Annotated in this window: 20 protein-coding genes; 9 read left to right on the top strand and 11 right to left on the bottom strand. The window is 70.3% G+C overall.

What is annotated here, in order from left to right:
• Positions 1-13 precede the first annotated feature (13 nt).
• From ACQEVY_RS35555 to ACQEVY_RS35535, 5 genes are all read right to left on the bottom strand, one after another.
• Positions 14-1,444: a lysine N(6)-hydroxylase/L-ornithine N(5)-oxygenase family protein gene (locus ACQEVY_RS35555; RefSeq protein ID WP_432953535.1), complete on the bottom strand. Its 1,431-nt coding sequence runs from the start codon at positions 1,442-1,444 to the stop codon at positions 14-16.
• Complete coding sequence (locus tag ACQEVY_RS35550) at positions 1,441-2,832, bottom strand: pyridoxal phosphate-dependent decarboxylase family protein (RefSeq protein WP_432953534.1); 1,392 nt, start codon at positions 2,830-2,832, stop codon at positions 1,441-1,443. Before ACQEVY_RS35550 ends, ACQEVY_RS35555 begins: the two co-directional genes overlap by 4 nt.
• A gap of 214 nt (positions 2,833-3,046) precedes the next feature.
• The gene (pepN, locus tag ACQEVY_RS35545) at positions 3,047-5,545 is read right to left on the bottom strand and encodes an aminopeptidase N (RefSeq protein ID WP_432953532.1); all 2,499 of its coding nucleotides are present in this window, start codon (positions 5,543-5,545) and stop codon (positions 3,047-3,049) included.
• Positions 5,546-5,652: 107 nt separating this feature from the next.
• Positions 5,653-6,186, bottom strand: coding sequence for a response regulator (locus tag ACQEVY_RS35540; protein ID WP_432953530.1), 534 nt, complete (start codon positions 6,184-6,186; stop codon positions 5,653-5,655).
• A 149-nt stretch (positions 6,187-6,335) separates the two neighbouring features.
• A complete protein-coding gene (locus ACQEVY_RS35535; RefSeq protein ID WP_432953528.1) occupies positions 6,336-6,683 on the bottom strand; it encodes a chorismate mutase in 348 nt (115 codons plus the stop codon).
• A gap of 100 nt (positions 6,684-6,783) precedes the next feature.
• Here ACQEVY_RS35535 and ACQEVY_RS35530 point away from each other — a divergent pair, with 100 nt between their 5' ends.
• Positions 6,784-7,674, top strand: coding sequence for a hypothetical protein (locus ACQEVY_RS35530; RefSeq protein ID WP_432953527.1), 891 nt, complete (start codon positions 6,784-6,786; stop codon positions 7,672-7,674).
• Positions 7,675-7,757: 83 nt separating this feature from the next.
• The gene (locus tag ACQEVY_RS35525; protein ID WP_432953525.1) at positions 7,758-9,275 is read left to right on the top strand and encodes an ankyrin repeat domain-containing protein; all 1,518 of its coding nucleotides are present in this window, start codon (positions 7,758-7,760) and stop codon (positions 9,273-9,275) included.
• A gap of 541 nt (positions 9,276-9,816) precedes the next feature.
• On the opposite strand, the gene ACQEVY_RS35520 is transcribed toward ACQEVY_RS35525, so the two are convergent.
• A complete protein-coding gene (locus tag ACQEVY_RS35520; RefSeq protein WP_432953524.1) occupies positions 9,817-10,728 on the bottom strand; it encodes an SDR family oxidoreductase in 912 nt (303 codons plus the stop codon).
• Position 10,729: 1 nt separating this feature from the next.
• The gene (locus tag ACQEVY_RS35515) at positions 10,730-11,503 is read right to left on the bottom strand and encodes an SDR family oxidoreductase (RefSeq protein ID WP_432953523.1); all 774 of its coding nucleotides are present in this window, start codon (positions 11,501-11,503) and stop codon (positions 10,730-10,732) included.
• An 87-nt stretch (positions 11,504-11,590) separates the two neighbouring features.
• Between ACQEVY_RS35515 and ACQEVY_RS35510 the strand changes: the two genes are divergently transcribed.
• Genes ACQEVY_RS35510 through ACQEVY_RS35495 form a run of 4 tightly spaced genes read left to right on the top strand, consistent with a single transcriptional unit; the run spans position 11,591 to position 15,079 of the window.
• Positions 11,591-12,400 carry an enoyl-CoA hydratase family protein gene (locus ACQEVY_RS35510; RefSeq protein ID WP_432953522.1) on the top strand — a complete coding sequence of 270 codons (810 nt, stop codon included), beginning with the start codon at positions 11,591-11,593 and terminating at the stop codon, positions 12,398-12,400.
• Entirely contained in the window at positions 12,397-13,266 is an 870-nt protein-coding gene (locus tag ACQEVY_RS35505) for a CoA transferase subunit A (RefSeq protein ID WP_432953520.1), read from the top strand. The genes ACQEVY_RS35510 and ACQEVY_RS35505 overlap by 4 nt, the downstream gene beginning before the upstream one ends.
• The gene (locus tag ACQEVY_RS35500; RefSeq protein WP_432953518.1) at positions 13,266-14,027 is read left to right on the top strand and encodes a CoA-transferase subunit beta; all 762 of its coding nucleotides are present in this window, start codon (positions 13,266-13,268) and stop codon (positions 14,025-14,027) included. Before ACQEVY_RS35505 ends, ACQEVY_RS35500 begins: the two co-directional genes overlap by 1 nt.
• Positions 14,027-15,079, top strand: a complete 1,053-nt coding sequence (locus tag ACQEVY_RS35495; protein ID WP_432953516.1) for an NAD(P)H-dependent flavin oxidoreductase — start codon at positions 14,027-14,029, stop codon at positions 15,077-15,079. Before ACQEVY_RS35500 ends, ACQEVY_RS35495 begins: the two co-directional genes overlap by 1 nt.
• Positions 15,080-15,181: 102 nt before the next feature.
• Here ACQEVY_RS35495 and ACQEVY_RS35490 read toward each other — a convergent pair whose 3' ends face one another.
• The 3 genes from ACQEVY_RS35490 to ACQEVY_RS35480 are packed head-to-tail and all read right to left on the bottom strand — an operon-like array spanning position 15,182 to position 17,818.
• On the bottom strand, positions 15,182-16,339 hold the full coding sequence (locus ACQEVY_RS35490; RefSeq protein ID WP_432953514.1) for an acetyl-CoA C-acetyltransferase: 1,158 nt from the start codon (positions 16,337-16,339) through the stop codon (positions 15,182-15,184).
• 57 nt (positions 16,340-16,396) lie between these two features.
• The gene (locus tag ACQEVY_RS35485) at positions 16,397-17,017 is read right to left on the bottom strand and encodes a TetR/AcrR family transcriptional regulator (RefSeq protein WP_432953513.1); all 621 of its coding nucleotides are present in this window, start codon (positions 17,015-17,017) and stop codon (positions 16,397-16,399) included.
• A gap of 15 nt (positions 17,018-17,032) precedes the next feature.
• Positions 17,033-17,818, bottom strand: a complete 786-nt coding sequence (locus ACQEVY_RS35480) for an SDR family oxidoreductase (protein ID WP_432953512.1) — start codon at positions 17,816-17,818, stop codon at positions 17,033-17,035.
• A 115-nt stretch (positions 17,819-17,933) separates the two neighbouring features.
• On the opposite strand from ACQEVY_RS35480, the gene ACQEVY_RS35475 reads away from it, so the two are divergent.
• Both ACQEVY_RS35475 and ACQEVY_RS35470 read left to right on the top strand, forming a co-directional pair.
• A complete protein-coding gene (locus tag ACQEVY_RS35475; RefSeq protein WP_432953510.1) occupies positions 17,934-19,079 on the top strand; it encodes an acyl-CoA dehydrogenase family protein in 1,146 nt (381 codons plus the stop codon).
• Complete coding sequence (locus tag ACQEVY_RS35470) at positions 19,079-20,053, top strand: acyl-CoA dehydrogenase family protein (protein WP_432953508.1); 975 nt, start codon at positions 19,079-19,081, stop codon at positions 20,051-20,053. Before ACQEVY_RS35475 ends, ACQEVY_RS35470 begins: the two co-directional genes overlap by 1 nt.
• Here ACQEVY_RS35470 and qcrB read toward each other — a convergent pair.
• Positions 20,025-21,674, bottom strand: coding sequence for a cytochrome bc1 complex cytochrome b subunit (gene qcrB / locus ACQEVY_RS35465; protein ID WP_432953507.1), 1,650 nt, complete (start codon positions 21,672-21,674; stop codon positions 20,025-20,027). The two genes, ACQEVY_RS35470 and qcrB, sit on opposite strands and share 29 nt — an antisense overlap.
• Positions 21,675-21,800: 126 nt before the next feature.
• Between qcrB and ACQEVY_RS35460 the strand changes: the two genes are divergently transcribed.
• Positions 21,801-22,685 carry a chitosanase gene (locus tag ACQEVY_RS35460; protein ID WP_432953505.1) on the top strand — a complete coding sequence of 295 codons (885 nt, stop codon included), beginning with the start codon at positions 21,801-21,803 and terminating at the stop codon, positions 22,683-22,685.
• The last annotated feature ends 349 nt before the right edge of the window (positions 22,686-23,034 follow it).

Here is a 23,034-nt window from a genome sequence, read left to right as displayed (position 1 = left end):
CCGGCTCGCGCACTCACGGGACACGGACGCGGGAGAGCGCCCCTGTTTTGCCCCGATCCCCTCTCCCCGTGATCCCGTCTTCGAGGCCGAAGGTGGTGAAGGCGGTGCGCCGTGGGAGGGGGTAAGGGTCTTTGCCGGTGAGGGAGTTGAGGATGGTGGCGCTGCGCCAGGCGGCGAGGCCGAGGTCGGGGGTGCCGACGCCGTGGGTGTGGAGTTCGGCGTTCTGGACGTAGAGGGAGCCGGTGACGGCGGGGTCGAGGCTGAGGCGGTACTGGTCGTCGATGTGGGGGCGGCCGGCGCTGTCGCGGCTCACGTAGGGGTCGAGGCCGGCGAGGAGCGGGTCGAGGGGGCGTTCGCGGTAGCCGGTGGCGAGGACGACGGCGTCGGTGGTGAGGCGGGTACGGGTGCCCTGCTGGACGTGTTCGAGGTGGAGCTCGATGGCCGTCTTGTCGATGCGGCCTGCGGTGCGGACATGGACGCCGGGGGTGAGGACGGTGTCGGGCCAGCCGCCGTGGAGGGTGCGCTGGTAGAGCTCGTCGTGGATGGCGGCGATGGTGTCGGCGTCGATGCCTTTGTGGAGCTGCCATTGGGCGGGGATGAGGCGGTCGCGTACGGGCTCGGGCAGGGCGTGGAAGTAGCGCGTGTAGTCCGGGGTGAAGTGTTCGAGGCCGAGTTTCGAGTACTCCATGGGGGCGAACGCTTCTGTCCGGGCGAGCCAGTGGATCTTTTCGCGGCCTGCGGGGCGGTGGCGGAGGAGGTCGAGATAGACCTCGGCGCCGGACTGTCCTGAGCCGATGACGGTGATGTGGCCGGCGGTGAGGAGCCGCTCGCGGTGTTCGAGGTAGTCGGCGGCGTGGATGACGGGGACGCCGGGGGCTTCGACGAGGGGGCGGAGCGGTTCGGGGATGTGGGGGGCGGTGCCGATGCCGAGGACGAGGTTCTTGGCGTACGTACGGCCGCGGGCCTCCCCGCTTTCCGCGCCTGCGCCGCCTTCGGGTCGTCGGGTGAAGTCGACTTCGAAGAGGTCGCGGTGCGGGTTCCAGCGGACGGCGTCGATGCGGTGGCCGAAGTGGAGTCCGGGGAGGTTGTCGCTGACCCAGCGGCAGTACGCGGCGTATTCGGCGCGGTGGATGTGGAAGCGCTCGGCGAAGTAGAAGGGGAAGAGGCGGTCGCGGCTGCGGAGGTAGCTGAGGAAGGACCAGGGGCTTACGGGGTCGGCGAGAGTGACCAGGTCGGCGAGGAAGGGGACTTGGAGGGTGGCGCCGTCGATGAGGAGGCCGGGGTGCCAGTCGAAGGCGGGGCGCTGGTCGTAGAAGGCGGTGTCGAGTTCGGTGAGGGGCTGGGCGAGGGCGGCGAGGGAGAGGTTGAAGGGGCCGATGCCGATGCCCACCAGGTCGCGGGGTGCCTCGGGTTCGTGCTGTGCGGGGCGAGGACTCGGGATCATCGGGGTGCGTGTCCTTCCACCAGTTTCAGGAGGGCGGCGAGGTCGCCGGGTGTGGTGTGCGGGTTGAGGAGGGTGGCTTTGAGCCAGAGGCGGCCGCCGGGGCGGGCGCGGCCGAGGACGGCGCTGCCCTCGGTGAGGAGCGTGCGGCGTACGTCGGCGACGGCGTCGTCGGTCCAGTGGGCGGGCCGGAAGAGGACGGTGCTGATGGTGGGCGGTGCGTAGAGCTCGAAGCCGGGGTGTGACGCGATGAGGTGGGCGAACTCGCGGGCGTGGGCGCAGACTTGGTCGACGAGCGCGCCGAGTCCTTGCCGTCCGAGGGTCTTGAGGGTGACGGCGATCTTGAGGATGTCGGGACGTCTGGTGGTACGCAGGGAGCGGCCCAGGAGGTCGGGGAGGCCGGCCTCGGTGTCGTCGTCGGCGTTGAGGTAGTCGGCGTGGTGTTCCAGTACGCGGAGGTCGTGCGGGTCCCGGACGGCGAGAAGGCCTGCGGCGACGGGCTGCCAGCCGAGTTTGTGCAGGTCGAGGGTGACGGTGTGGGCGCGGGCTAGTCCGTCGAGGCTGCTGCGGTGGCGGTCGCTGAAGAGGAGGCCTCCGCCGTACGCGGCGTCGATGTGCAGGCGGGCGCCGTGAGCCTGGCAGACGTCGGCGATGGCGGGGAGCGGGTCGATGAGTCCGGCGTCGGTGGTGCCGGCGGTGGCGGCGACGATCAGTGGGCCGGGCAGCTTGGTGAGGGTTGCGGCAAGGGTGGCGGGGTCGAGCGCGCCTGCGGGGGCGGGAACGGTGATGGGTTCGGGGAGGCCCAGGAGCCAGGTGGCGCGGTGCAGGGAGTGGTGGGCGTTCTGGGCGCATACGAGTTGGACGGCGCCGTTCAGTTCACGGGCGAGGAGGAGGGCGAGCTGGTTGGACTCGGTGCCGCCGGTGGTGACGAGGGCGTCCGCTGGTGTGCCGTACACCTCCTTGGCGAGTGCTGCGGTGACCAGGGCTTCCAGCTCGGAGGCGGCGGGGGCCTGGTCCCAGGAGTCGAGGGAGGGGTTGAGCGCGGAGGCGGCGAGGTCGGCGGCGGTGGCGACGGCGAGGGGCGGGCAGTGGAGGTGGGCGGTGCACAGGGGGTCGGCGGGGTCGGCGGCGCCTGCGGCGAAGGCGTGGACGAGGGTGCGTAGCGCGTCCGGGTCGCCGTGTGGGGGGATGGGGTCGCCCAGGGCGGTGCGTATGCGTGCGGCGACTGTTTCGGGGCCGCCGGTGGGGAGGGGGCCTCTTCTTGCGGCGGCGCCGGTGCGCAGGGCTTCGAGGACCGTGGTGAGCAACGGCCTCAGGGCGGCCGGGCCTTGGGGGCCTGAAGCGAGGCCTGAATCCAGGCGCGGTGCGGGGCCTGTTGCGAGCGGGCTCATGGTCGTCCTCCGGGGCGCGGGGTTGGGGCTGCGCGCCCGGAGGACTCAACGATCGTTACCCGAATGGGGGTACGGGTACGCTCCGCTGGTTGAGCAGTTAAAGAGCTCGGTGGGTAAGGGCAGTTTTGCAGCTGCGGGCCCGTTGTGGTTGCTCGCGAAGTTCCTCGCGCCCCTTAACGGGGCGCTGCCCCCAGCCCAACTCAAGTGGGAGCCGTCACTCCTCCCTCACCCTCAACGCTCGCTCCATGTCGTCCAGTTGGTCCACCAGCTTGCGGTGCAGCGCCGGAGTCGCGTTGCCCTTTGTCAGGCATTTCTTGCCCAGGCGGAGTGTCTCGGGGGAGACCGCGTACACCGGGAATGCCCAGCGGCCTGCCGCCTCTGCGATCGCGGAGCCCCGGCGGGCTGCCACTGCCGGGGCCTGCTTGAAGTAGCGCGGCACGTAGTCCCGTACCAGATCTGCCTGTTCGGGTTGCCAGAAGCCCTTGGCTGTGGCGGTGAACAGGTAGGTGGAGAGGTCGTCGGTGGTGAACATGGCCTCCCAGGCCTGGCGTTTGGCCTCGGGGTCGGGGAGGGCGGCGTGGCAGCGGGCGGCGCCTTCCTGGCCGGTGGCGCTGGGATCCTGGACGAGTTCGGCCTCGATGACGGCGTCGTCGATGGCGCCGAGTACGGCGAGGCGGCCGAGGATGCGCCAGCGCAGTTCGGGGTCGAGTTCGGGGCCGCCGGGGACGGTGCCTTCGGAGAGCCAGGCGGTGATCGTGTCGGGCTGGGCGGCGGCGTCGATGAAGTGGCGTACGGCGGTCAGGCGCAGCCCGGGGTGGGAGCCGTCCTCGGTGCGGCGGATCAGGTCGCGGCACAGGGAGGTGATGGTGGCGAGGGCGGCGGGCCGGTCGGGGGCCGGCAGGTAGCGGTCGGCGACCTGGGCGGTGGCGAAGGCGAGGACGCCCTGGACGAGGGCGAGGTCCCGCTCGAGCGGCAGGTGGGTGCGGGCGGCCTCGAGGTAGGCGGTGGGGGCCAGTTCACCGTCGCGTACGCAGTCGCGCAGGGCGTTCCAGACGACGGCGCGGGTCAGCGGGTCGGGCAGGGCGGACAGTTCGGCGCGTACGGTCGCGAAGGAGTCGGAGTCGAAGCGGATCTTCGCGTAGGAGAGGTCGGCGTCGTTGAGGAGGAGCAGGGCGGGCCGTTTGCCGATGGGGTGGGCGGGTTCGGCCTGGGGGACGTCGACTTCGAGGCGTTCGCGGAGGCTGAGGCGGCCTTCGTCGGGGTCGCGGTCGTAGAGGCCGACGGCGATGCGGTGGGGCCGGCTGCCGTCGTGCGCGATCGTCAGCGCGCAGGTGCCGTTGTCCGTCGGGACGATCTTCGGGGTGAGGGTGTCGACTCCGGTGGTACGGAGCCAGGAGTCGGCCCAGGCGTGGACGTCGCGTTCGGTGCTGTCGGCGAGGGACTGGATGAAGTCGGCGAGGGTGGCGTTGCCGAACTTGTGCCGGGCGAAGTGGGTGTTGATGCCGGCGAGGAAGTCCTTCTCGCCGAGCCAGGCGACGAGTTGGCGCAGCGCGGAGGCGCCCTTGGCGTAGGAGATGCCGTCGAAGTTGAGGAGTGCGGAGGCGGTGTCGGGGACAGAGTCGGGGTCGGGGGCGACGGGGTGGGTGGAGGGCCGCTGGTCGGCTTCGTAGCCCCAGGGTTTGCGGGTGACGCCGAAGTCGGTCCAGGTGCCGGTGAAGCGGGTGGCTTCGATGAGGGTCTGGTAGCCCATGTACTCGGCGAAGGACTCGTTCAGCCAGATGTCGTCCCACCAGCGCAGGGTGACGAGGTCGCCGAACCACATATGGGCCATTTCGTGGGCGATGACCATGGCGCGGGTCTGGCGTTCGGTGTCGGTGACGGCGGAGCGGTAGACGAACTCGTCGCGGAAGGTGACGAGGCCGGGGTTCTCCATGGCGCCGAAGTTGAATTCGGGGACGAAGGCCTGGTCGTAGGAGTCGAAGGGGTAGGGCTCTTCGAACTTCTCGTGGTAGCGGTCGAAGCAGGCGCGGGTGATGGCGAGGAGTTCGTCGGCGTCGGCGTCCAGGTACGGGGCGAGTGAGCGGCGGCAGTGGAGGCCGAAGGGCAGTCCGCGGTGTTCGGTGCGTACGGAGTGCCAGGGGCCGGCGGCGATGGCGACGAGGTAGGTGGAGATCAGCGGGGTGGGGGCCGCTTTCCACAGGCCGTCGCCCTGGTGCTCGGTGATGCCGTTGGCGAGGACGGTCCAGCCTTCGGGTGCCTTTATCGACAGTTCGAAGACGGCTTTGAGGTCGGGCTGGTCGAATGCGGGGAAGACGGACTGGACGTCTTCCAGGGACATTTGGGTGTAGAGGTACGTTTCGCCGTCGGTGGGGTCTGTGAAACGGTGCATGCCCTCGCCGGTGCGCGAGTACCGCATGCCGGCCTCGATGTCCAGTTCGTGCTCGCCCGGGGTGAGGTCCTTGAGGGGCAGCCGGTTCCCGTCCAGGGTGTCCAGGTCGAGGTGGTATCCGTCGAGGCGGGCGTTGCGCAGCTCGGCGGGCTTGAGCTCGACGAACGTGTCCTCGGCCTCGAGGTCGCTCCGTACCGTGAAGTGGATGACGGTGTGGGAGGTGAAGATCTCGTCGCCGCGTGTCAGGTCGAGCTCGATCTGGTAGCGGTGGACGTCGAGGAGCCGGGCACGGGTCTGCGCTTCGGCGCGCGTCAGTACGGACATGGGGACATGCTGCCTGATGAGCGGGGCGCGGCGCAGGCGAGGTCCGGTTCCGGTAGGCCGGCCCGTACGGACACGGTCATCGTGGTCAGACGTGGTCGCGGGTGGTCCTACGCGGTCTGGTCGTGCTCGCGGAGGATCGGCCGCTGCGGCGGTACGCGGGCGTCGAGGCGCGGGTCGGGTTCGAGGGTCTGGTTCGGCGGCGGTAACTCCTTTACCAGCGCCCGGAGTTCGCGTACCTCCTGTCTCATCCGCAGATATCTCTGGTGGGCGTCGTACAGGTAACGCACCTTGGTGCGCAGGGCCCAGGGGTCTATGGGTTTCATCACCAGGTCGGCGACGCCGAGCCGAAAGGCGGTGGTGGTGAGTTCGGCGTCCGGGCCGAAACCGGTGACCAGGATGACCGGAATGTGCTGGGTCTGTTCCAAGCGGCGCAGATAGCGGACGACGTCGAAGCCGTCGACGTCCGGCATGTGCACATCGAGGACGAGCAGTCCGACCTGGCCGCGGAGGACTTCCTTGAGGGCGGCGTCGCCGCTGGTGGCGCGCGCCAGCCGGTAGCCGAGCGGGGCCAGGGCGCTTTCCAGCGCGTAGAGCGTTTCCTCATGGTCGTCGACGATGAGGATCTTGGCATCCGACGGCATCGCGCGAAGTCCCCTCGTTCTGGACAACCAGTGTGCCCGGACTGGCTGACAGGGAGTACTCACAGACTGACAAGGAGTGCTGCGCGCAGGATGCCTCATTTCGGCCCCGAGGCCGAGGGGGTGCGCGGACAAAAGCGCGATGAATGGGGTCAGCCGGTCGAAACACCGCCGGTGTTCGCATTGCCGGCGATGTTCTCGTGGTGCCTGATGACCTCGGCGATGATGAAGTTGAGGAGCTTCTCGGCGAACGCGGGGTCGAGTTTGGCGTTCTCCGCGAGCCGGCGCAGCCGGGCGATCTGGTGGGCCTCACGGGCCGGGTCGGCGGGCGGCAGCTGGTGGGCGGCCTTGAGGTGGCCGACCTGCTGGGTGCACTTGAAGCGTTCGGCGAGCATATGGACGACGGCGGCATCGATGTTGTCGATGCTGTCGCGCAGCCGGTCGAGCTCGGCGCGGACGGCGGGATCCACGTCTGAGGTTCCGTTGTTGCTGGTGGTCATGAGCGTTCACCCTACGACCCGCCCCACAGGCCTTCGACGGCACCCGCGAGCGCCGGGGATTATCGTGGATGTGGGTTCAGGCCTCTTGGGGGGTGCGGGCGTGGCGAACGGCGGTCCCGTCGAGCATGGCTACCCGCACCTGGACACGGTGCGGGCGGCGATCACCGCGCTGTACAAGCGGCTCTCGTACGACACCATCCACACCTTCGACACCAGCGTGGCCCCCGCCGACGTGGCGTTCGCCGATCAGGACGACCTGTATCTGGGTGCCCAGCGCGTGGCCCGCGAGCTGGTCCAGCACTTCCGGCTGCCGGACGCCCGCATGATCGTCAGCTTCCGCGAGATGCACCACGCGGCGAATGTCGAACTCGCCGCGGGCCCCGAGTACTTCATCGAGCTGAACGACCGCTTCCGCACCCACCGCAGGGACATCGGCGCGGCCCTCGCCCATGAGATCATGCATGTGTACCTGCACCGCCTGGACCTGTCGTTCCCGGGCACGCGCGACAACGAGATCCTCACGGACACCGCGACGACGTATCTGGGCGCCGGCTGGCTGCTCCTCGACGCGTTCCGCGAGGACGGCGCCTCCTCGCAGAAGCTCGGCTATCTGACTCCCGAGGAGTTCGGATACGTCCTCGCCAAGCGGTCGCTGATCTTCGGCGAGGATCCGTCGACGTGGTTCACCAGCCCACAGGCGTACACCGCGTACACGAAGGGCATGGCGCGGGCCCGCCACGACGAACAGCAGCCCCCGCTGACCGCGGCCGGCTGGGCGGGCCGCCGCCGCTATGCGAAGGACCGCCGTCACGCCCAGGACCATCACGGCCGTCCCGTCGGCGTCCCGTACGACTTCACGCCGGACGGCCATGGCCCGCTGCGCGTGTCGTTTCCCTGCCCGACCTGCCATCAACGGATCCGGGTGCCGGTACGGGGCCGGGTGCGGGCCCGCTGCGGTCTGTGCCGCACGGTGCTGGAGTGCGACACGTAACCCAGTGCGACGTATGGGCAAGGTCACGTGATTCATGGCGAAATGCTTTGCCCTATGCGTGTCTGACGGGCGAAGGTCGAAGGATGAACACGCACGAGCTGGCGGCCGGTCTGTTCACCGCCGTGTACGAGGACGACGAGGACGCGGTCGTACGGATGCTGCGCGCGGGCGCGAGTCCGGAATCGGTGGACGAGGACGGGCAGACGGTCCTGTACCTGGCGACCATGATGACGGACGGCCCCGGTGTTGTACGCCTCCTCCTGGCCACCGGAGCCGAACCGGACCGGCTCAGCTCGGGCACGGACTCGCCGCTGTGCGGGGCGGCGTGCGGCGGTCACACGGAGGTCGTACGCGCATTGCTGGCGGCCGGGGCGCGGCCGGATCTGGTGGAGGAGTTCGGGTTCACGGCCATGGCCTGGGCTGTCCAGCGCGGCCACGCACCCGTGGTCGCCGAGCTCCTGGCGCGCGGTGCGGACCCGAACCGTCTGGGCCCCAACGGAGAGCCCCCGCTGGTGACGGCCGCGCGCCGCGGCTCCCTCGGCTGCGTCCGCGCGCTGCTCGAGCACGGGGCGCGAGCCCGGGCGGAGGCGCTGACCGAGGCCCGGCGCTGGCTGACCCTCGATGTGGCGACGGAGCTGCGGGCGGGCCTGGAGCACACGCACGGCACCGGCCATGAGTGCGTCACCCGCCGCTACCGGGAGGACGGCGGCGTGACGGTCGAGGTCAGGTTGATGAAGGCCGGGGCAAGCCACACCTCGGGCAACGACCAGCAGACGGGCCACGCGGCCATCGTCACCGTCCTGGAGACCTCGCTGGGCATCGCGGCCCCCGCCCCGGAACTCGCCGACCGCGCCCTGCGCTGCGCCGACCCCGACAACGACGACTGGACCGAGGCGGCGACCGTGCTCGCGCGGCGCGGCGACGAGGAGACGTTCCGGACGGCGGTGCTGTGGTGCGGGGACAGCGCGCAGCCGTTGCTGCAGGCGTTCGGGGCGGATGTGCTGGGGCGGTTGGGGGCGGAGGGTGGGCCGGACCAGGGCGACGCGGCCGTACGCCCGTACGCGGCCCAAAGCGTGCCGCTGCTGCGGGAGTTGGCGCGCGGGGCCCAGGATCCCTTGACGCTGCGATGCGTGGTCGCTGCGCTCGGGCAGCACCAGGATCCCGCCGCCCTGCCCGAGATCCTGCGGCACGCCCGCCACGCGGACACCAGCGTGCGGCGCGCGGTCGCCGTTGCCCTGTGCGGGCTGGTTCCCGCCTCGCACGCGGAGGGCGTCGCTCGGCTCGTCGCCATGTCTCGTGACGTCGACCGGGACGTGCGCAACTGGGCGACGACGGCACTGGCCGTGCTCGACGCGGACACGCCCGCGCTGCGGGATGCGCTTGCCGCGCTGTTGGGGGACCCGGATGCGGAGGTTGCCGCGGAGGCGGCGCGGGGGCTGGCTGTGCGTCAGGATTCGCGCGCGATCCCTGTGCTGGAGCGATTGCTTGCCGAGGAGCGGCCTGACAGTACGCCGCGCGCGACGGCGGAGGAGGCGGTCGAGCACATACGGGACGACCGGGTTCGGGCCTTGCTGGCGTCTACGCTGCCGCGGCGGATCTGAGCGGGCGGTTCCTTTTCCCCAGCCCCGCCCCTTCCCGGCTGTAACAATTTGCGGCTCCGCCGCGTGGGGGGCTGCGCCCCCAGGCCCCCGCCAGGGGGTGGTGGGTGACACTTCGTGTCGCGGCTGCGGGTGCGTTGGGGCTGGTCGCGCAGTTCCCCGCGCCCCTAAAAGCAAAAGCCTGCGACTGCCGGCACCCGGAAGGCGCCTGCGCCCCGAGCAAGCCCGCGGCCCGGAAAGCCCCGCCGGAGGGAGCCCGCACCCCCACGGCCCCGCAGCCGCCCACGGCGGCAAGGGGACGGGGCGGGGGTGTGCGCCCGCAGCGGCCGGCGCGCCCACACCGGCACCCCCTACCAGCCAACAGCAACGCGCGCCGGTCCGAGGACGGACACCACCGACGCGGCCCCGCACCCACCACCCACCCAAGGGGCGCGAGGCTGTGACATATGCGGCTCCGCCGCGTGGGCGCGACCAGCCACGACGGCGCCGCAGCCGACAAACCGCTGGAGGCAACCGTCAGCCGACAACGAACCCAGCGGAGCGCTCACGCCCCGTACACAGCCCCCGGCACCTCCGCCCCCGCAAGCAACTTGCGAGCCGCATCCCCCGCCTCAGACGGCGTCCACCGCGCCCCCTTATCCGCGCTCGGCCCAGCCCGCCACCCCTCCATGACAGTGATCCGCCCACCCTCCGCCTCAAAGACCCGCCCGGTCACCCCGCCGCACGCGGCCGAGCCGAGCCAGACGACGAGCGGCGAGACGTTCTCGGGCGCCATGGCGTCGAAGCCGGCGCCCGGGTCCGGCGCCGCCATCGTGTCGGCGAAGGTCCGCTCGGTCATCCGCGTACGCGCGGCCGGCGCGATGGCGTTGACCTGCACTCCATAGCGGCCCATCTCGGCGGCAGCCACCAGCGTGAGCCCGACGATTCCCGCCTTCGCCGCGCTGTAGTTGCCCTGCCCGACCGACCCCAACAGCCCCGCTCCGGAGCTGGTGTTGACGACACGGGCCTCAGGCGTGCGTCCGGCCTTCGCCTCCGCCCGCCAGTGCACGGCGGCCTGCTGCAGCGGCAGAAAGTGCCCCTTCAGGTGGACGCGCACAACGGCGTCCCAGTCGTCCTCGTCGAGATTCACAAGCATCCGGTCGCGCAGAAACCCGGCGTTGTTGACGAGCGTGTCGAGCCGCCCGAACGCATCGAGCGCCGTCGCGATCAACGACTCGGCGCCCGCGCGCGTGGCGACGTCCCCGCCATGCGCGACGGCTTCCCCTCCGCCCGCGCGGATCTCCTCGACGACAAGCGCGGCCGGGCTGTCCGGCCCGGGCGCTCCGTCGAGCCTGACACCGAGGTCGTTGACGACGACCCGCGCCCCCTCGGCCGCGTAGGCGAGGGCATGCGCCCGCCCGAGTCCCCGTCCCGCACCGGTGACGATCACTACCCGGCCGTCACAGATTCCGGTCATCTCAACTCCCCTTACTGACCGTGTTGTTGACCGTCGCCGCGTCCAGGAAGGCGGGCCGCTCTCCCCCGCCGTGCACGAGCAGGCTGGCCCCGGTGATGTACGCGGCCGCGTCCGAGGCGAGGAACACGGCCGCCTCGCCGATGTCCGAGGGAGCGGCGAGGCGCCCCAGCGGGACAGTACGGGCCACGGACGCGATGCCCTCCTCGTCCCCGTAGTGGAGATGGGACAGCTCGGTACGAACCATCCCGACGACCAGCGTGTTGACGCGAACGTCCGGCGCCCACTCCACCGCCATCGACCGGGCCAGATTCTCCAGGCCCGCCTTGGCCGCACCATAGGCCGCCGTACCGGGAGAAGGCCGCGTCCCGCTGACGCTGCCGATCATCACGATCGAGCCCCGGGCGCGCTTGAGATGCTCGTACGCCGCAAGGGACACGGTCAGCGGTGCGGTGAGGTTGAGCTCGATCACACGCGCGTGCCGCTCGGCGGCGTCCGCCCGATCGAGCAGCCGGAACGGGGCGCCACCCGCGTTGTTGACCAAGACATCGAGGCGAGGCAGCGCGTCGAAGAAGGCGCGCACGGCCGCCGGTTCGCGCACGTCGAGAGGCATGAACTCGACGCCCTCGACCGGTACTTCGGGGGGTCTGCGGGCGCAGGCCACGACCTCGGCACCCGCCTCGGCGAACGCCCGGGCGATCCCGGCGCCGACCCCGCGGGTTCCGCCGGTGACCACCACGAGTCGCTTGTCCTGGCGACTGTCCTCCCGGTTATCCACAGGGCCTCCCGCTGGTCGGCAATCGCTGTTACCTTCACATCAGATCGAACCTAACAAATGTTTGGTGGAAAGGTAGCTGATGCGCGCATGGGTGTCTCCACCTCGTCCCCGGAAAAGGGGATTTCCGTCGTCACGGTCGACTTCCCGCCCGTGAACGCGCTGCCGGTGCACGGCTGGTTCGACCTGGCCGACGCCGTGCGCACAGCGGGCCGCGACCCCGAGATCCGCTGTGTAGTGCTGACCGCCGAGGGACGGGGCTTCAACGCGGGCGTCGACATCAAGGAGATACAGCGCGAGCGGGACGGACAGCCGGATGGACGGCAGCAGCAGGGGCCGCGGGCCGCGACGGGCCACGGTGCGCTGTTAGGCGCCAACCGAGGCTGCGCGGAGGCGTTCGCCGCGGTGTACGACTGCGAGGTGCCCGTGGTGGCGGCCGTACGGGGCTTCTGCCTGGGCGGCGGCATCGGTCTGGTGGGGAACGCGGACGCGATCGTGGCAAGCGACGACGCCACCTTCGGGCTTCCCGAGCTGGACCGAGGCGCGCTGGGTGCCGCCACGCATCTGGCCCGCCTTGTGCCGCAGCACCTGATGCGTGCGCTGTACTACACCTCGCGCACGGCCACGGCGGCCGAACTGCACGCGCACGGTTCGGTGTGGCGGGTCGTACCGCGTGCCGAAGTCCTGGACGCCGCCCTGGAGTTGGCGCGGGAGATCGCGGCCAAGGACGGGCAGCTGATCCGGCTCGCCAAGGCCGCCATCAACGGCATCGACCCCGTCGACGTACGCCGCAGCTACCGCTTCGAGCAGGGCTTCACCTTCGAGGCGGGCCTCAGCGGGGTGGCGGACCGGGTCCGGAGCACATTCGGCCAGGAGACATCTGGAGGGGAGGACCGTTGAGCGACAAGACCATGTCGGCGGAGGAGGTCGTCGGCCGTCTGGAGAGCGGGATGACGATCGGCATCGGAGGCTGGGGGTCCCGCCGCAAGCCGATGGCGCTGGTGAGAGCACTGCTCCGTACCGGGATCACCGATCTCACCGTCGTCTCGTACGGCGGCCCGGACGTCGGCATGCTCGCGGCCGCCGGGCGGATACGGAAACTGGTCGCCGCCTTCGCGACCCTCGACTCGATCCCGCTCGAACCGCACTACCGGTCGGCGCGCGAGAGCGGTGCTCTCGAACTGATGGAGATCGACGAGGCGATGTTCATGTGGGGCCTGCACGCCGCCGCGAACCGGCTGCCCTTCATACCGGTGCGGGCCGGCCTCGGCTCGGATGTAATGCGGGTCAATCCCGTGCTGCGGACGGTCACTTCCCCGTACGAGGACGCGTCGACGGGACTGCAGGAGACCTTCGTCGCCATGCCCGCGCTGCGCATGGACGCCGCGCTGGTCCATGTGAACCGCGCGGACCGGTTCGGCAACGGTCAGTATCTGGGCCCGGATCCGTACTTCGACGACCTGTTCTGCGAGGCGGCCGACACCGCGTATGTCTCCTGCGAGCGCATAGTCGACTCGGCCGAGCTGACGAAGGAGGCCGCCCCGCAGACCCTGCTGATCAAGCGGCACAGCGTGACCGGCGTGGTGGAGGCCCCGAACGGGGCGCACTTCACATCCTGCGCGCCCGACTACGACCGGGACGAGGACTTCCAGCGGCTGTACGCGACCACGCCCTGGCCGGAGTTCGCCGAGCGGTTCCTGCACGGGAGCGAGAAGGACTACCAGACGGCCGTACAAGCCTGGCATGCGTCGAACGAGGAGCGGTGATGAGCGACGTACAGAGCAACGACGTACTGAGCAGCGTCACGCGGGCCGAGTACTGCGTGATCGCCTGCGCCGAGGCCTGGCGGGACAACGGCGAGGTGCTGGCCAGCCCCATGGGTGCCGTCCCGTCCGTCGCCGCCCGGCTCGCCAGGCTGACCTTCGCCCCGGACCTGCTCCTCACCGACGGCGAGGCGATGCTGGTCGGCCCCGACGGCACGGTGGAGGGCTGGCTGCCGTACCGGCAGCACCTCACGATGGTCACCGGCGGCCGACGCCACGTGATGATGGGTGCGAGCCAGATAGACCGGTTCGGCAACCAGAACATCTCCTGCATCGGCGACTGGGAGCGCCCCACGCGGCAGCTTCTCGGGGTACGGGGCGCGCCGGTCAACACCCTCAACAATCCGGTCAGTTACTGGGTCCCCAGGCACTCCACCCGGGTCTTCGTCGAGAAGGTCGACATGATCTGCGGGGTGGGCTACGACAGCGCCGCGGCGGCCGGTCCCACGGCGAGCCGTTACCACCGCATACCGCGGGTCGTCTCCAACCTCGGTGTGTTCGACTTCGCGACCCCGGACCGCTCGATGCGGCTCGCCTCGCTGCATCCCGGAGTGACGATCGAGGAGGTCAGGGAGGCGACGGGCTTCGAGCTGACGGTTCCCGAGGAGGTGCCGTACACCCGCGAACCGACCGGGGAGGAGCTGGAGTTGATACGCGAGATGCTCGACCCGCAGGGGCTGCGCAACCGTGAGGTCAAGGGCTGATGGAGACCGCGCTGACGCAACTCGTCGGGGTACGCCATCCGATCGTGCAGACCGGTATGGGCTGGGTCGCGGGCCCCCGCCTGGTCTCCGCCTCCGCGAACGCGGGCGCTCTGGGGATCCTGGCCTCCGCGACGATGAGCGTGGAGGAGCTGAGAAGGGCCGTCCTGGAGGTCAAGTCCCGTACGGACGCCCCGTTCGGCGTGAACCTGCGGGCGGACGCGGGCGATGCCCACGACCGGGTGCGGATCATCATCGACGAGGGCGTGAAGGTCGCCTCGTTCGCGCTCGCGCCCTCCCGCGAGCTGATCGCCGAGCTGAAGGACGCGGGTGTCGTGGTCATCCCGTCCGTCGGGGCCCGCCGCCATGCCGAAAAGGTCGCGGCGTGGGGTGCGGACGCGGTGATCGTGCAGGGCGCCGAGGGCGGCGGGCACACGGGCGAGGTGGCGACGACGGTGCTGTTGCCGCAGGTCGTGGACGCGGTGGGGATACCGGTCGTGGCGGCGGGCGGCTTCTTCGACGGCCGGGGCCTGGTCGCGGCGCTCGCGTACGGCGCGGCGGGCATCGCGATGGGCACCCGCTTCCTGCTCACCTCGGACTCCACGGTTCCGGACGCGGTGAAGGCCGAGTACCTGGCGGCGACGGTCAAGGACGTCACGGTGACCAGGGCAGTGGACGGCCTGCCCCACCGCATGCTCCGCACGGACCTGGTCAACTCCCTTGAGGGAGCGGGCCGTACGAGATCCCTGGCGCGTGCGGTGCGCCGAGCCGCCACGTTCCGCAAGCTGTCCGGCCTCACCTGGCCCGCGATGATCCGCGACGGCCTCGCCATGAAGCACGGCAAGAACCTGTCCTGGAGCCAGGTCCTGCTCGCTGCCAACACGCCCATGCTGCTGCGCGCGTCAATGGTCGAGGGGCGTACGGATCTGGGGGTGATGGCATCGGGCCAGGTGGCCGGCGTGATCGAGGACCTGCCGTCGTGCGCGGAGCTGGTGGAGCGCGTGATGACGGAGGCGGAGCGGGTGCTCGACGAACTGGCTGCCGCCAAGCACTGATCACGCAAGCGATGATCGCTCGAGAGCCGACCGGCTGATGTCAGAGCCGACCAAGTGCCGACCGGCGGACGTCAGGACCGCTCACGTGCTGACCGGCGGAAGTCAGAGCCGCTCGATGATCGTCACGTTCGCCTGACCGCCTCCCTCGCACATCGTCTGCAGGCCGAACCGGCCTCCCGTGCGCTCGAGTTCGTGCAGCAGCGTCGTCATCAGCTTGACGCCGGTCGCGCCCAGGGGGTGGCCGAGGGCGATCGCGCCGCCGTTGACGTTGACCTTTGCCGGATCCGCGCCCGTCTCCTTCAGCCAGGCCAGGACGACCGGAGCGAAAGCCTCGTTGATCTCCACGAGGTCGATGTCGTCGATGGTCAGGCCGGTCTTCTTGAGGGCGTGTGCCGTGGCCGGGATCGGGGCCGTGAGCATACGGATCGGGTCCTCGCCTCGTACGGAGAGGTGGTGCACGCGCGCGCGGGGCGTCAGGCCGTGTTCGCGTACCGCCCGCTCGGAGGCCAGCAGCATCGCGGCGGCGCCGTCGGAGACCTGGGAGGAGCAGGCGGCGGTGATGGTGCCGCCGTCGATGACCGGCTTCAGGCCCGCCATCTTCTCCAGTGAGGTGTCCCGGCGCGGCCCTTCGTCGACCGTGACATCGCCGTACGGCACGGTCTCGCGCTCGAAGCGGCCCTCGTCGATCGCGCCGATCGCCCGCTGATGGGACCGCAGCGCGAACTCCTCCTGGTCCAGGCGGCTGATTCCCCACTTGGCGGCGATCATCTCGGCGCCGACGAACTGGTTCACCGGCTGGTCCCCGTACCGCGCCCGCCACCCCTCGCTTCCCGCGAACGGCCCCCCAGTGAGCCCCAGCGGCTCGGTGGCCCGTCCGGAGGCGTAGCCGATGGGGACCAGCGTCATGTTCTGGACCCCGCCGGCCACCACCAGGTCCTGCGTGCCGGACAGCACACCCTGCGCGGCGAAGTGCACGGCCTGCTGCGACGAACCGCACTGCCGGTCGACCGTCACCCCCGGCACCTCCTCCGGCAGCCCGGCCGCCAGCCAGCAGGTCCGCGCGATGTCACCGGCCTGCGGCCCCACGGTGTCCAGACAGCCGAAGACGACGTCCTCGACGGCGGCCGGGTCGACGCCGGCACGCGACACCAGAGCCTTCAGAACATGCGCGCCCAGGTCGGCGGGATGCACCCCGCTCAGGCCCCCTTTGCGCCGCCCGACGGGCGTACGGACCGCTTCGACGATGTAGGCCTCGGCCATGACAACTCCCAGTCAATTCAAGTCGATCCAGTTCGGTGGAGCCACTTCGGTGTCGATCTAGTTCGGTTGTGTACGTACTGCGATCCCGTCCAGCACCATCGACAGGTACTGCCGGGCGATCTCCTCGGGGCCGTGCTGTCCGCCGGGCCGGTACCAGGACGCGGCGACCCACACCGTGTCGCGCACGAACCGGTAGGTGAGCCGTATGTCGAGGTCCGCCCGGAAGACCTCGGCGGCCACCCCCCGCTCCAGCGTGCTCAGCCAGACCTTCTCGAACTTGCGCTGCGAGTCGGCGAGGAACGCGAAGCGCTCCTGCGACACCAGGTGCTTGGACTCCTTCTGGTAGATGGCGACGGCCGCGCGGTGCCGGTCGATCTCCCGGAAGGACTCGATGACCAGGGCCTCCAGCGTCTCCCGGGGCCCGAGCTCGGCATCCAGGACGGTGTCGTACCCGTCCCACAGCTCGTCCAGGAAGGTCCGCAGGATCTCTTCCAGCATCGATTCCTTGGAGTCGAAGTGGTAGTAGAGGCTGCCCGCGAGCATGCCCGCGTGGTCGGCGATCTTGCGGACGGTGGTGGCGTTGTAGCCCTGCTCGGCGAAGACCTCGGCGGCGGTGCCGAGGAGTTCACTGCGCCTGGCGGGTGAGGCGGTCACCTGGGGCTTCTTCTTCGTAGGCACGGTTCCATTGTCGTCCTAGGCGTGCTGGCTGCTGACGGAGACGACCTCTCCGGTCATGTACGAGGAGTAGCCGGACGCGAGGAACACGATCACGTTGGCCACCTCCCAGGGCTCGGCGTACCGCCCGAAGGCCTCGCGCTCGGTGAGTTCCTCCAGCAGTTCGGGGCTGGTGACCTTCACGAGGTGGGGGTGCATGGCGAGGCTGGGCGACACGGCGTTCACCCGCACCCCGTACTCGGCCGCCTCTATGGCCGCGCACCGGGTCAGCGCCATCACGCCCGCCTTCGCGGCGGCGTAGTGCGCCTGGCCGGCCTGGGCGCGCCAGCCGACGACGGAGGCGTTGTTGACGATCACGCCGCCGTGTCCACCGTCGCGGAAGGCCCGCAGGGCGGCGCGTATGGACCGGAACGTCCCGTTCAGCGTCACGTCGAGCACCCTCGACCACTGCTCGTCCGTCATGTCGACGAGGTCCGAAGTCCCGCCCAGACCGGCGTTGTTGACCACGATGTCGAGCCGCCCGTGCAGTCGCTGGGCGGTGTCGAAGAGCGCCTGCACCTGCGCCTCGTCCGTGACGTCGCAGGCGAGCGCCGCGACCCCCTCGAACTCGGCCGCCAGTTCCCCCTCGTACTCCTTCAGCCGCCGCGCATGCGCGTCGCTGATCAGTACGCGCGCGCCCTCCTCCAGGAAGCGGCGTGCCGTTGCGCCGCCTATCCCCGCGCCCGCGGCGGCGGTGATGACGGCCGTGCGCCCCTTCAGCAGCCCGTGCCCGGGGACGTACTCCGGACCCTCGACGTCTGTCATGGAGCCACGCTAACCTACCAAACACTTGTTAGGGAAGGCCGCTTTTCGCTTCGCGGAGCCTCGATGGACTCCGAGGAACGCTGAGGAACTCCAAAGAACTCCGAGGAAGGTGACCGTGGACCTGGACCACTCCCCCGCCGACGAGGCGTTCCGCGCCGAAGCCAGAGCCTGGCTCGCCGCGCACGTACCGCCCGCACCCCTCCCCTCCCTGGAGACCGAGGAGGGCTTCGCGGCGCACCGCGGCTGGGAGGCCGAGCTGGCCGCGGACCGCTGGTCGGTGGTGTCCTGGCCGGCCGAGTACGGCGGCCGGGGCGTCGACATCCTCAAGTGGCTGATCTTCGAGGAGGAGTACTACGCGGCTGGCGCCCCAGGCCGCGTCAGCCAGAACGGCATCAGCCTCCTCGCCCCCACCCTCTTCGACCACGGCACCGAGGAGCAGCGCGCCCGGATTCTGCCGCCCATGGCGTCCGGCGAGGTGATCTGGGCGCAGGCGTGGTCCGAACCTGAGGCCGGTTCGGACCTGGCCTCGCTCAGGTCAAGAGCCGTGCGCACGGACGGAGGCTGGCTGTTGAGCGGGCAGAAGACGTGGTCGTCGCGGGCCGCGTTCGCCGACCGCGCGTTCGGCCTGTTCCGCAGCGAGCCCGACACCCCGAAGCCGCACCAGGGGCTCACCTACGTGATGTTCGACCTGCGCGCGCCGGGCGTCACCGTCCGCCCCATAGGCCGCCTCGACGGAAAGCCGGCCTTCGCGGAACTCTTCCTGGACGAGGTCTTCGTGCCGGACGAGGACGTGATCGGCGAGCCCGGCCAGGGCTGGCGGGTCGCCATGTCGACAGCGGGCAACGAACGCGGTCTGACCCTCCGCTCCCCCGGCCGTTTCCTCGCCGCCGCCGACCGGCTGGTCGACCTGTGGCGGACGCACGGCGACCCGGCCGATACAGCAATGCGCGACCGCGTGGCCGACGCGGTGATCGGCGCCCGCGCGTATCAGCTCTTCACGTACGCCCATGCCTCCCGCTTCCTCCAGGGCGAGCCCCTCGGCCCCGAGTCCAGCCTGAACAAGGTCTTCTGGTCCGAGTACGACATCGCCCTGCACGAGACGGCGCTCGATCTGCTGGGCGCGGAGGGCGAGTTGGCGGACACCGACTGGAGCGAGGGCTACGTCTTCTCGCTCGCCGGCCCCATCTACGCCGGCACCAACGAGATCCAGCGCGACATCATCGCCGAGCGCCTCCTCGGCCTGCCGAAGGGACGCCGCTGATGCGCTTCCTCCTCGACGACGAGCAGCAGGCCTTCGCCCGCTCGCTGGACGCGATGCTGACGGCCGCGGACACCCCGTCGGTCATACGGTCCTGGAGCGCCGGGGATCCCACGGCCGGGCGCGCGCTGTGGAGTCGTATCGCCGAGGCGGGAGTCTTCGCGCTCGCGGTTCCCGAGGCGTACGAGGGCGTCGGGCCGCTGCCCGTCGAACTGGCCGTGGCCTTCGTGGAGCTGGGGCGGCAGGCGGTGCCGGGGCCGCTGGTGGAGACGGTGGCGGCGGCCGTGCTGCTCACCGAGCCGGAGGCGGCCAAGCGGCTGCTCCCCGCGCTGGCGTCCGGCGAGGTGATCGCGACGTTGGCACCGGAGGGCTCGTACGCCCTGGACGGTGACGTGGCCACGGTCCTCCTCGCGGTCGACGGCGAGGAACTGCGACTGGCCCCCGGGCACGGCCCGGTGCGTACGTCCCTGGACCCGGCCCGCCGCCTCACCCTCCTCGACCCCGGCGGTGAACTCCTCGCCCGGAACCCACCCCTCCCCCGGGCCCGAACCTGGGCCCGGCTCGCCACCGCCGCCCAAGCCCTCGGTGTGGGACTGGCGCTCCTCGATACGACGGTCGCGTACGTCAAGCAGCGCCACCAGTTCGGCGTGCCCATCGGCTCGTTCCAGGCGGTCAAGCATCAACTGGCCGATGCGAAGCTCGCGTTGGAGTTCGCGCGTCCGCTCGTCTTCGGCTCCGCGCTGTCCATGAACCCGGCTGATGTCGCCGCGGCCAAGGTCACGGCGTGCGAGGCGGCGTACGCCACGGCGCGCACGGCGCTGCAACTGCACGGCGCGATCGGCTACACCGCCGAGTACGACCTGTCCCTGTGGCTGACCAAGGCCCGCGCCCTGCGCACCGCTTGGGGCACCCCGGGCGAGTGCCGGGCCGAGGTGCTGAGCAGCGCGGTCAGTGGTGGTGGTGATCGCCGCTCGTGAGTTCCCGGTACTCCTCGGGGGTCGGTTTGGGGATATGCGTGTTCGGCCCATGCATGACGCGGGCGAGCCGGGCGCGCAGCCGCTCGGTGGGTCTGACCTTCCGGACGACACCGTTGGCGTCGACGGTCGGGCCCACCTCGTACGGCGGGACGTGCTCGTGCTGGGTGAGGGTGAACCGCTGCTCCTGCGAGAGCGGTTCGTGCACCTCGACGAACTCGCCGTGCGGCAGCCGTTTGATGGTGCCGGACTCCCTGCCGTGCAGCACCTTGTCCCGGTCACGGCGTTGCAGCCCGAGGCAGATCCGTCTGGTGATGATGAAGGCGAGGACGGGCACCACGAAGAAGCCGATCCGTACGGCCCACGTGATCACGTTGATCGACAGATGGAAGCGCGTGGCCACGATGTCGTTGCCGCCGCCGATCAGCAGCACCCCGTACAGACTCAGCCAGGCCACGCCGAGGCCGGTACGTGTGGGCTGGTTGCGCGGGCGATCCAGGATGTGGTGCTCGCGTTTGTCGCCGGTGATCCAGGCCTCGATGAACGGGTACACGCCGATCGCGAGCATGATCAGCGGGAAGAGGGAGAACGGAATGAAGACGCCGAGGGCCAGGGTGTGGCCGAAGGCGTTGATCTCCCATCCCGGCATCACTCGGATCAGTCCCTCGGAGAAGCCGAGGTACCAGTCGGGTTGAGCGCCGGTGGTGACCAGGTCGGCGCGGTAGGGGCCGAAGGCCCACACGGGGTTGATGGTCGCGATCGCGCCCATCACCGACAGCACACCGAAGACCAGGAAGAAGAAGCCGCCCGCCTTGGCCATGTAGACCGGCAGGAACGGCATCCCGACCACGGACTTCTGGTCGCGTCCGGGCCCGGGGAACTGTGTGTGCTTGTGGTAGAAGACCAGGATCAGATGGGCGACCACCAGGCCGAGCATGATCCCGGGCAGCAGCAGAATGTGGATCGGGTACAGCCGGGCGATGATGTCGTCGCCCGGGAACTCTCCGCCGAAGAGGAAGAAGGAGAGATACGTTCCCACGACCGGCACCGACAGGATCGCGCCCTGTGCGAAGCGCAGGCCTGTGCCGGAGAGCAGGTCGTCGGGGAGCGAGTAGCCGGTCAGCCCGGTGATGATGCCGAGGAACAGCAGCGTCCAGCCGAACAGCCAGTTCAGCTCGCGCGGCTTGCGGAACGCGCCGGTGAAGAACACCCGCATCATGTGGATGAGCATTCCGGCGACGAACACGACCGCCGCCCAGTGGTGGATCTGCCGGATGAGGAGTCCGCCGCGTACGTCGAAGCTGATGTCGAGCGTGGACTCGTACGCCCTGGTCATGATGATGCCGTTCAGGGGCTCGTACGAACCGTGGTAGACGGTCTCGGCGCTGCTCGGCTCGAAGAACAGCGTGAGGTAGACGCCCGTGAGGATCAGGATGAGGAAGGTGTAGAGGCAGATCTCGCCCAGCATGAAGGACGGGTGGTCCGGGAACACCTTGCGCATCTGGGCCTTGGCGAGGCCGTAGACCCCGAGCCGTCCGTCGGCCCAGTCCGCCAGCCGCTCGCCCTTGCCCGTCTGCACCGGCCGCCCGCCGCCGCTGTGCCGGTCCGCCGATCGCGCGCCCATAAGCCGCCTCTCGCCGCAATTGCCCTCAGAGTGACAGGACGATCACATAAATCCAAGCACGCGCCTATCGGACTGGCTAGGGGCCACTCGCCGATTCGGAGCCTGGCGGAACGTACCCTGAGCGCCATGAAGCGCGCTGGTTGCCTGATGTTCGCTGCCGTGCCTGTCGTGGTGACGGCGACGGTCTACTTCTTCATGCCCGGGGAGACGAAGTCGGACGGTGCCGGCTCGGGGGGACGGCCGTCGGCTTCGCAGCCGAGTGGGCGGGCGGCCGAGGATGCGATGATCGCGGATCTGCCGCCGGGGCTTGCGGCGCCGGAGAAGAAGGAGCTGGCCCAGAAGATCGTGACGAGCGCGGAGAACTCGACGCTGAATTGGCGCGACCAGTACGGCTATATCGAGGACATCGGCGATGGCCAGGGCTACACCGCGGGCATCATCGGCTTCTGCACCGGTACGCACGATCTCCTCGTGCTCGTGGAGCGCTATACGAAGGCTCACCCGGACAACGGGCTCGCGCGCTATCTGCCCGCTCTGCGCAAGGTGGACGGTACGGACTCGCACCAAGGGCTGGACCCCGGGTTCACCGCCGCCTGGAAGAAGGAGGCGAAGGTGGAGGCCTTCCGCGAGGCCCAGAACGCGGAGCGGGACCGGGTCTACTTCGAGCCCGCGGTGCGGCTCGCCAAGCTCGACGGGCTTGGCACGCTCGGGCAGTTCATCTACTACGACGCCATGGTCATGCACGGTCCCGGTACCGGTCCGACCGGCTTCTACACGCTGCGTGAGCGGGCCGTCTCCGAGGCGGACACGCCTGCGCAGGGCGGCAAGGAGAAGGCGTACCTGGACATCTTCCTGGACGTCCGCCGCGAGGCGATGAAGTCCAAGAAGTCCCACCGCGACACCAGCCGAATCGATACGGCACAGCGGCGGTTCCTCTACAACGGGAACCTTGACCTCGACACTCCGCTGGAGTGGGCGATGTACGGCGAAACGTTCCGGGTGGCCAAGTAGCCGGTCGGTGGCGGCGGTTTTCTCGCCCACGCCGCCCTTACCCGTCCCATACCAAGGGGCTCCGCCCCTGGACCCCGCTGGGGGCTACGCCCCCAGACCCCGCTATCGGCCTGGCGGCCTCGTCCTCAAACGCCGGACGGGCTTAATTCAGCCCCTCCGGCGTTTGAGGAGCGGGGGTTCGGGGGCTGGCCCCCGAAACGGGGTCCGGGGCGGAGCCCCGAGGGGGTTCAGGGGCGCAGCCCCAGCGGGGTCCGGGGCTGGCCCCGGGATGGGACGGGTAAGGGCGGCGGGGGCGAAACACCACAACGCCCGCCCAGCGTCCGGTCGGGGACAAGGGGCGGGCGTTGTG

Source organism: Streptomyces sp. CA-288835, assembly GCF_050936385.1.
GTDB lineage: Bacteria > Actinomycetota > Actinomycetes > Streptomycetales > Streptomycetaceae > Streptomyces.
The sequence above is the reverse complement of the archived record's forward strand: the minus strand, read 5'-3'. Positions and strand labels throughout refer to the sequence as shown.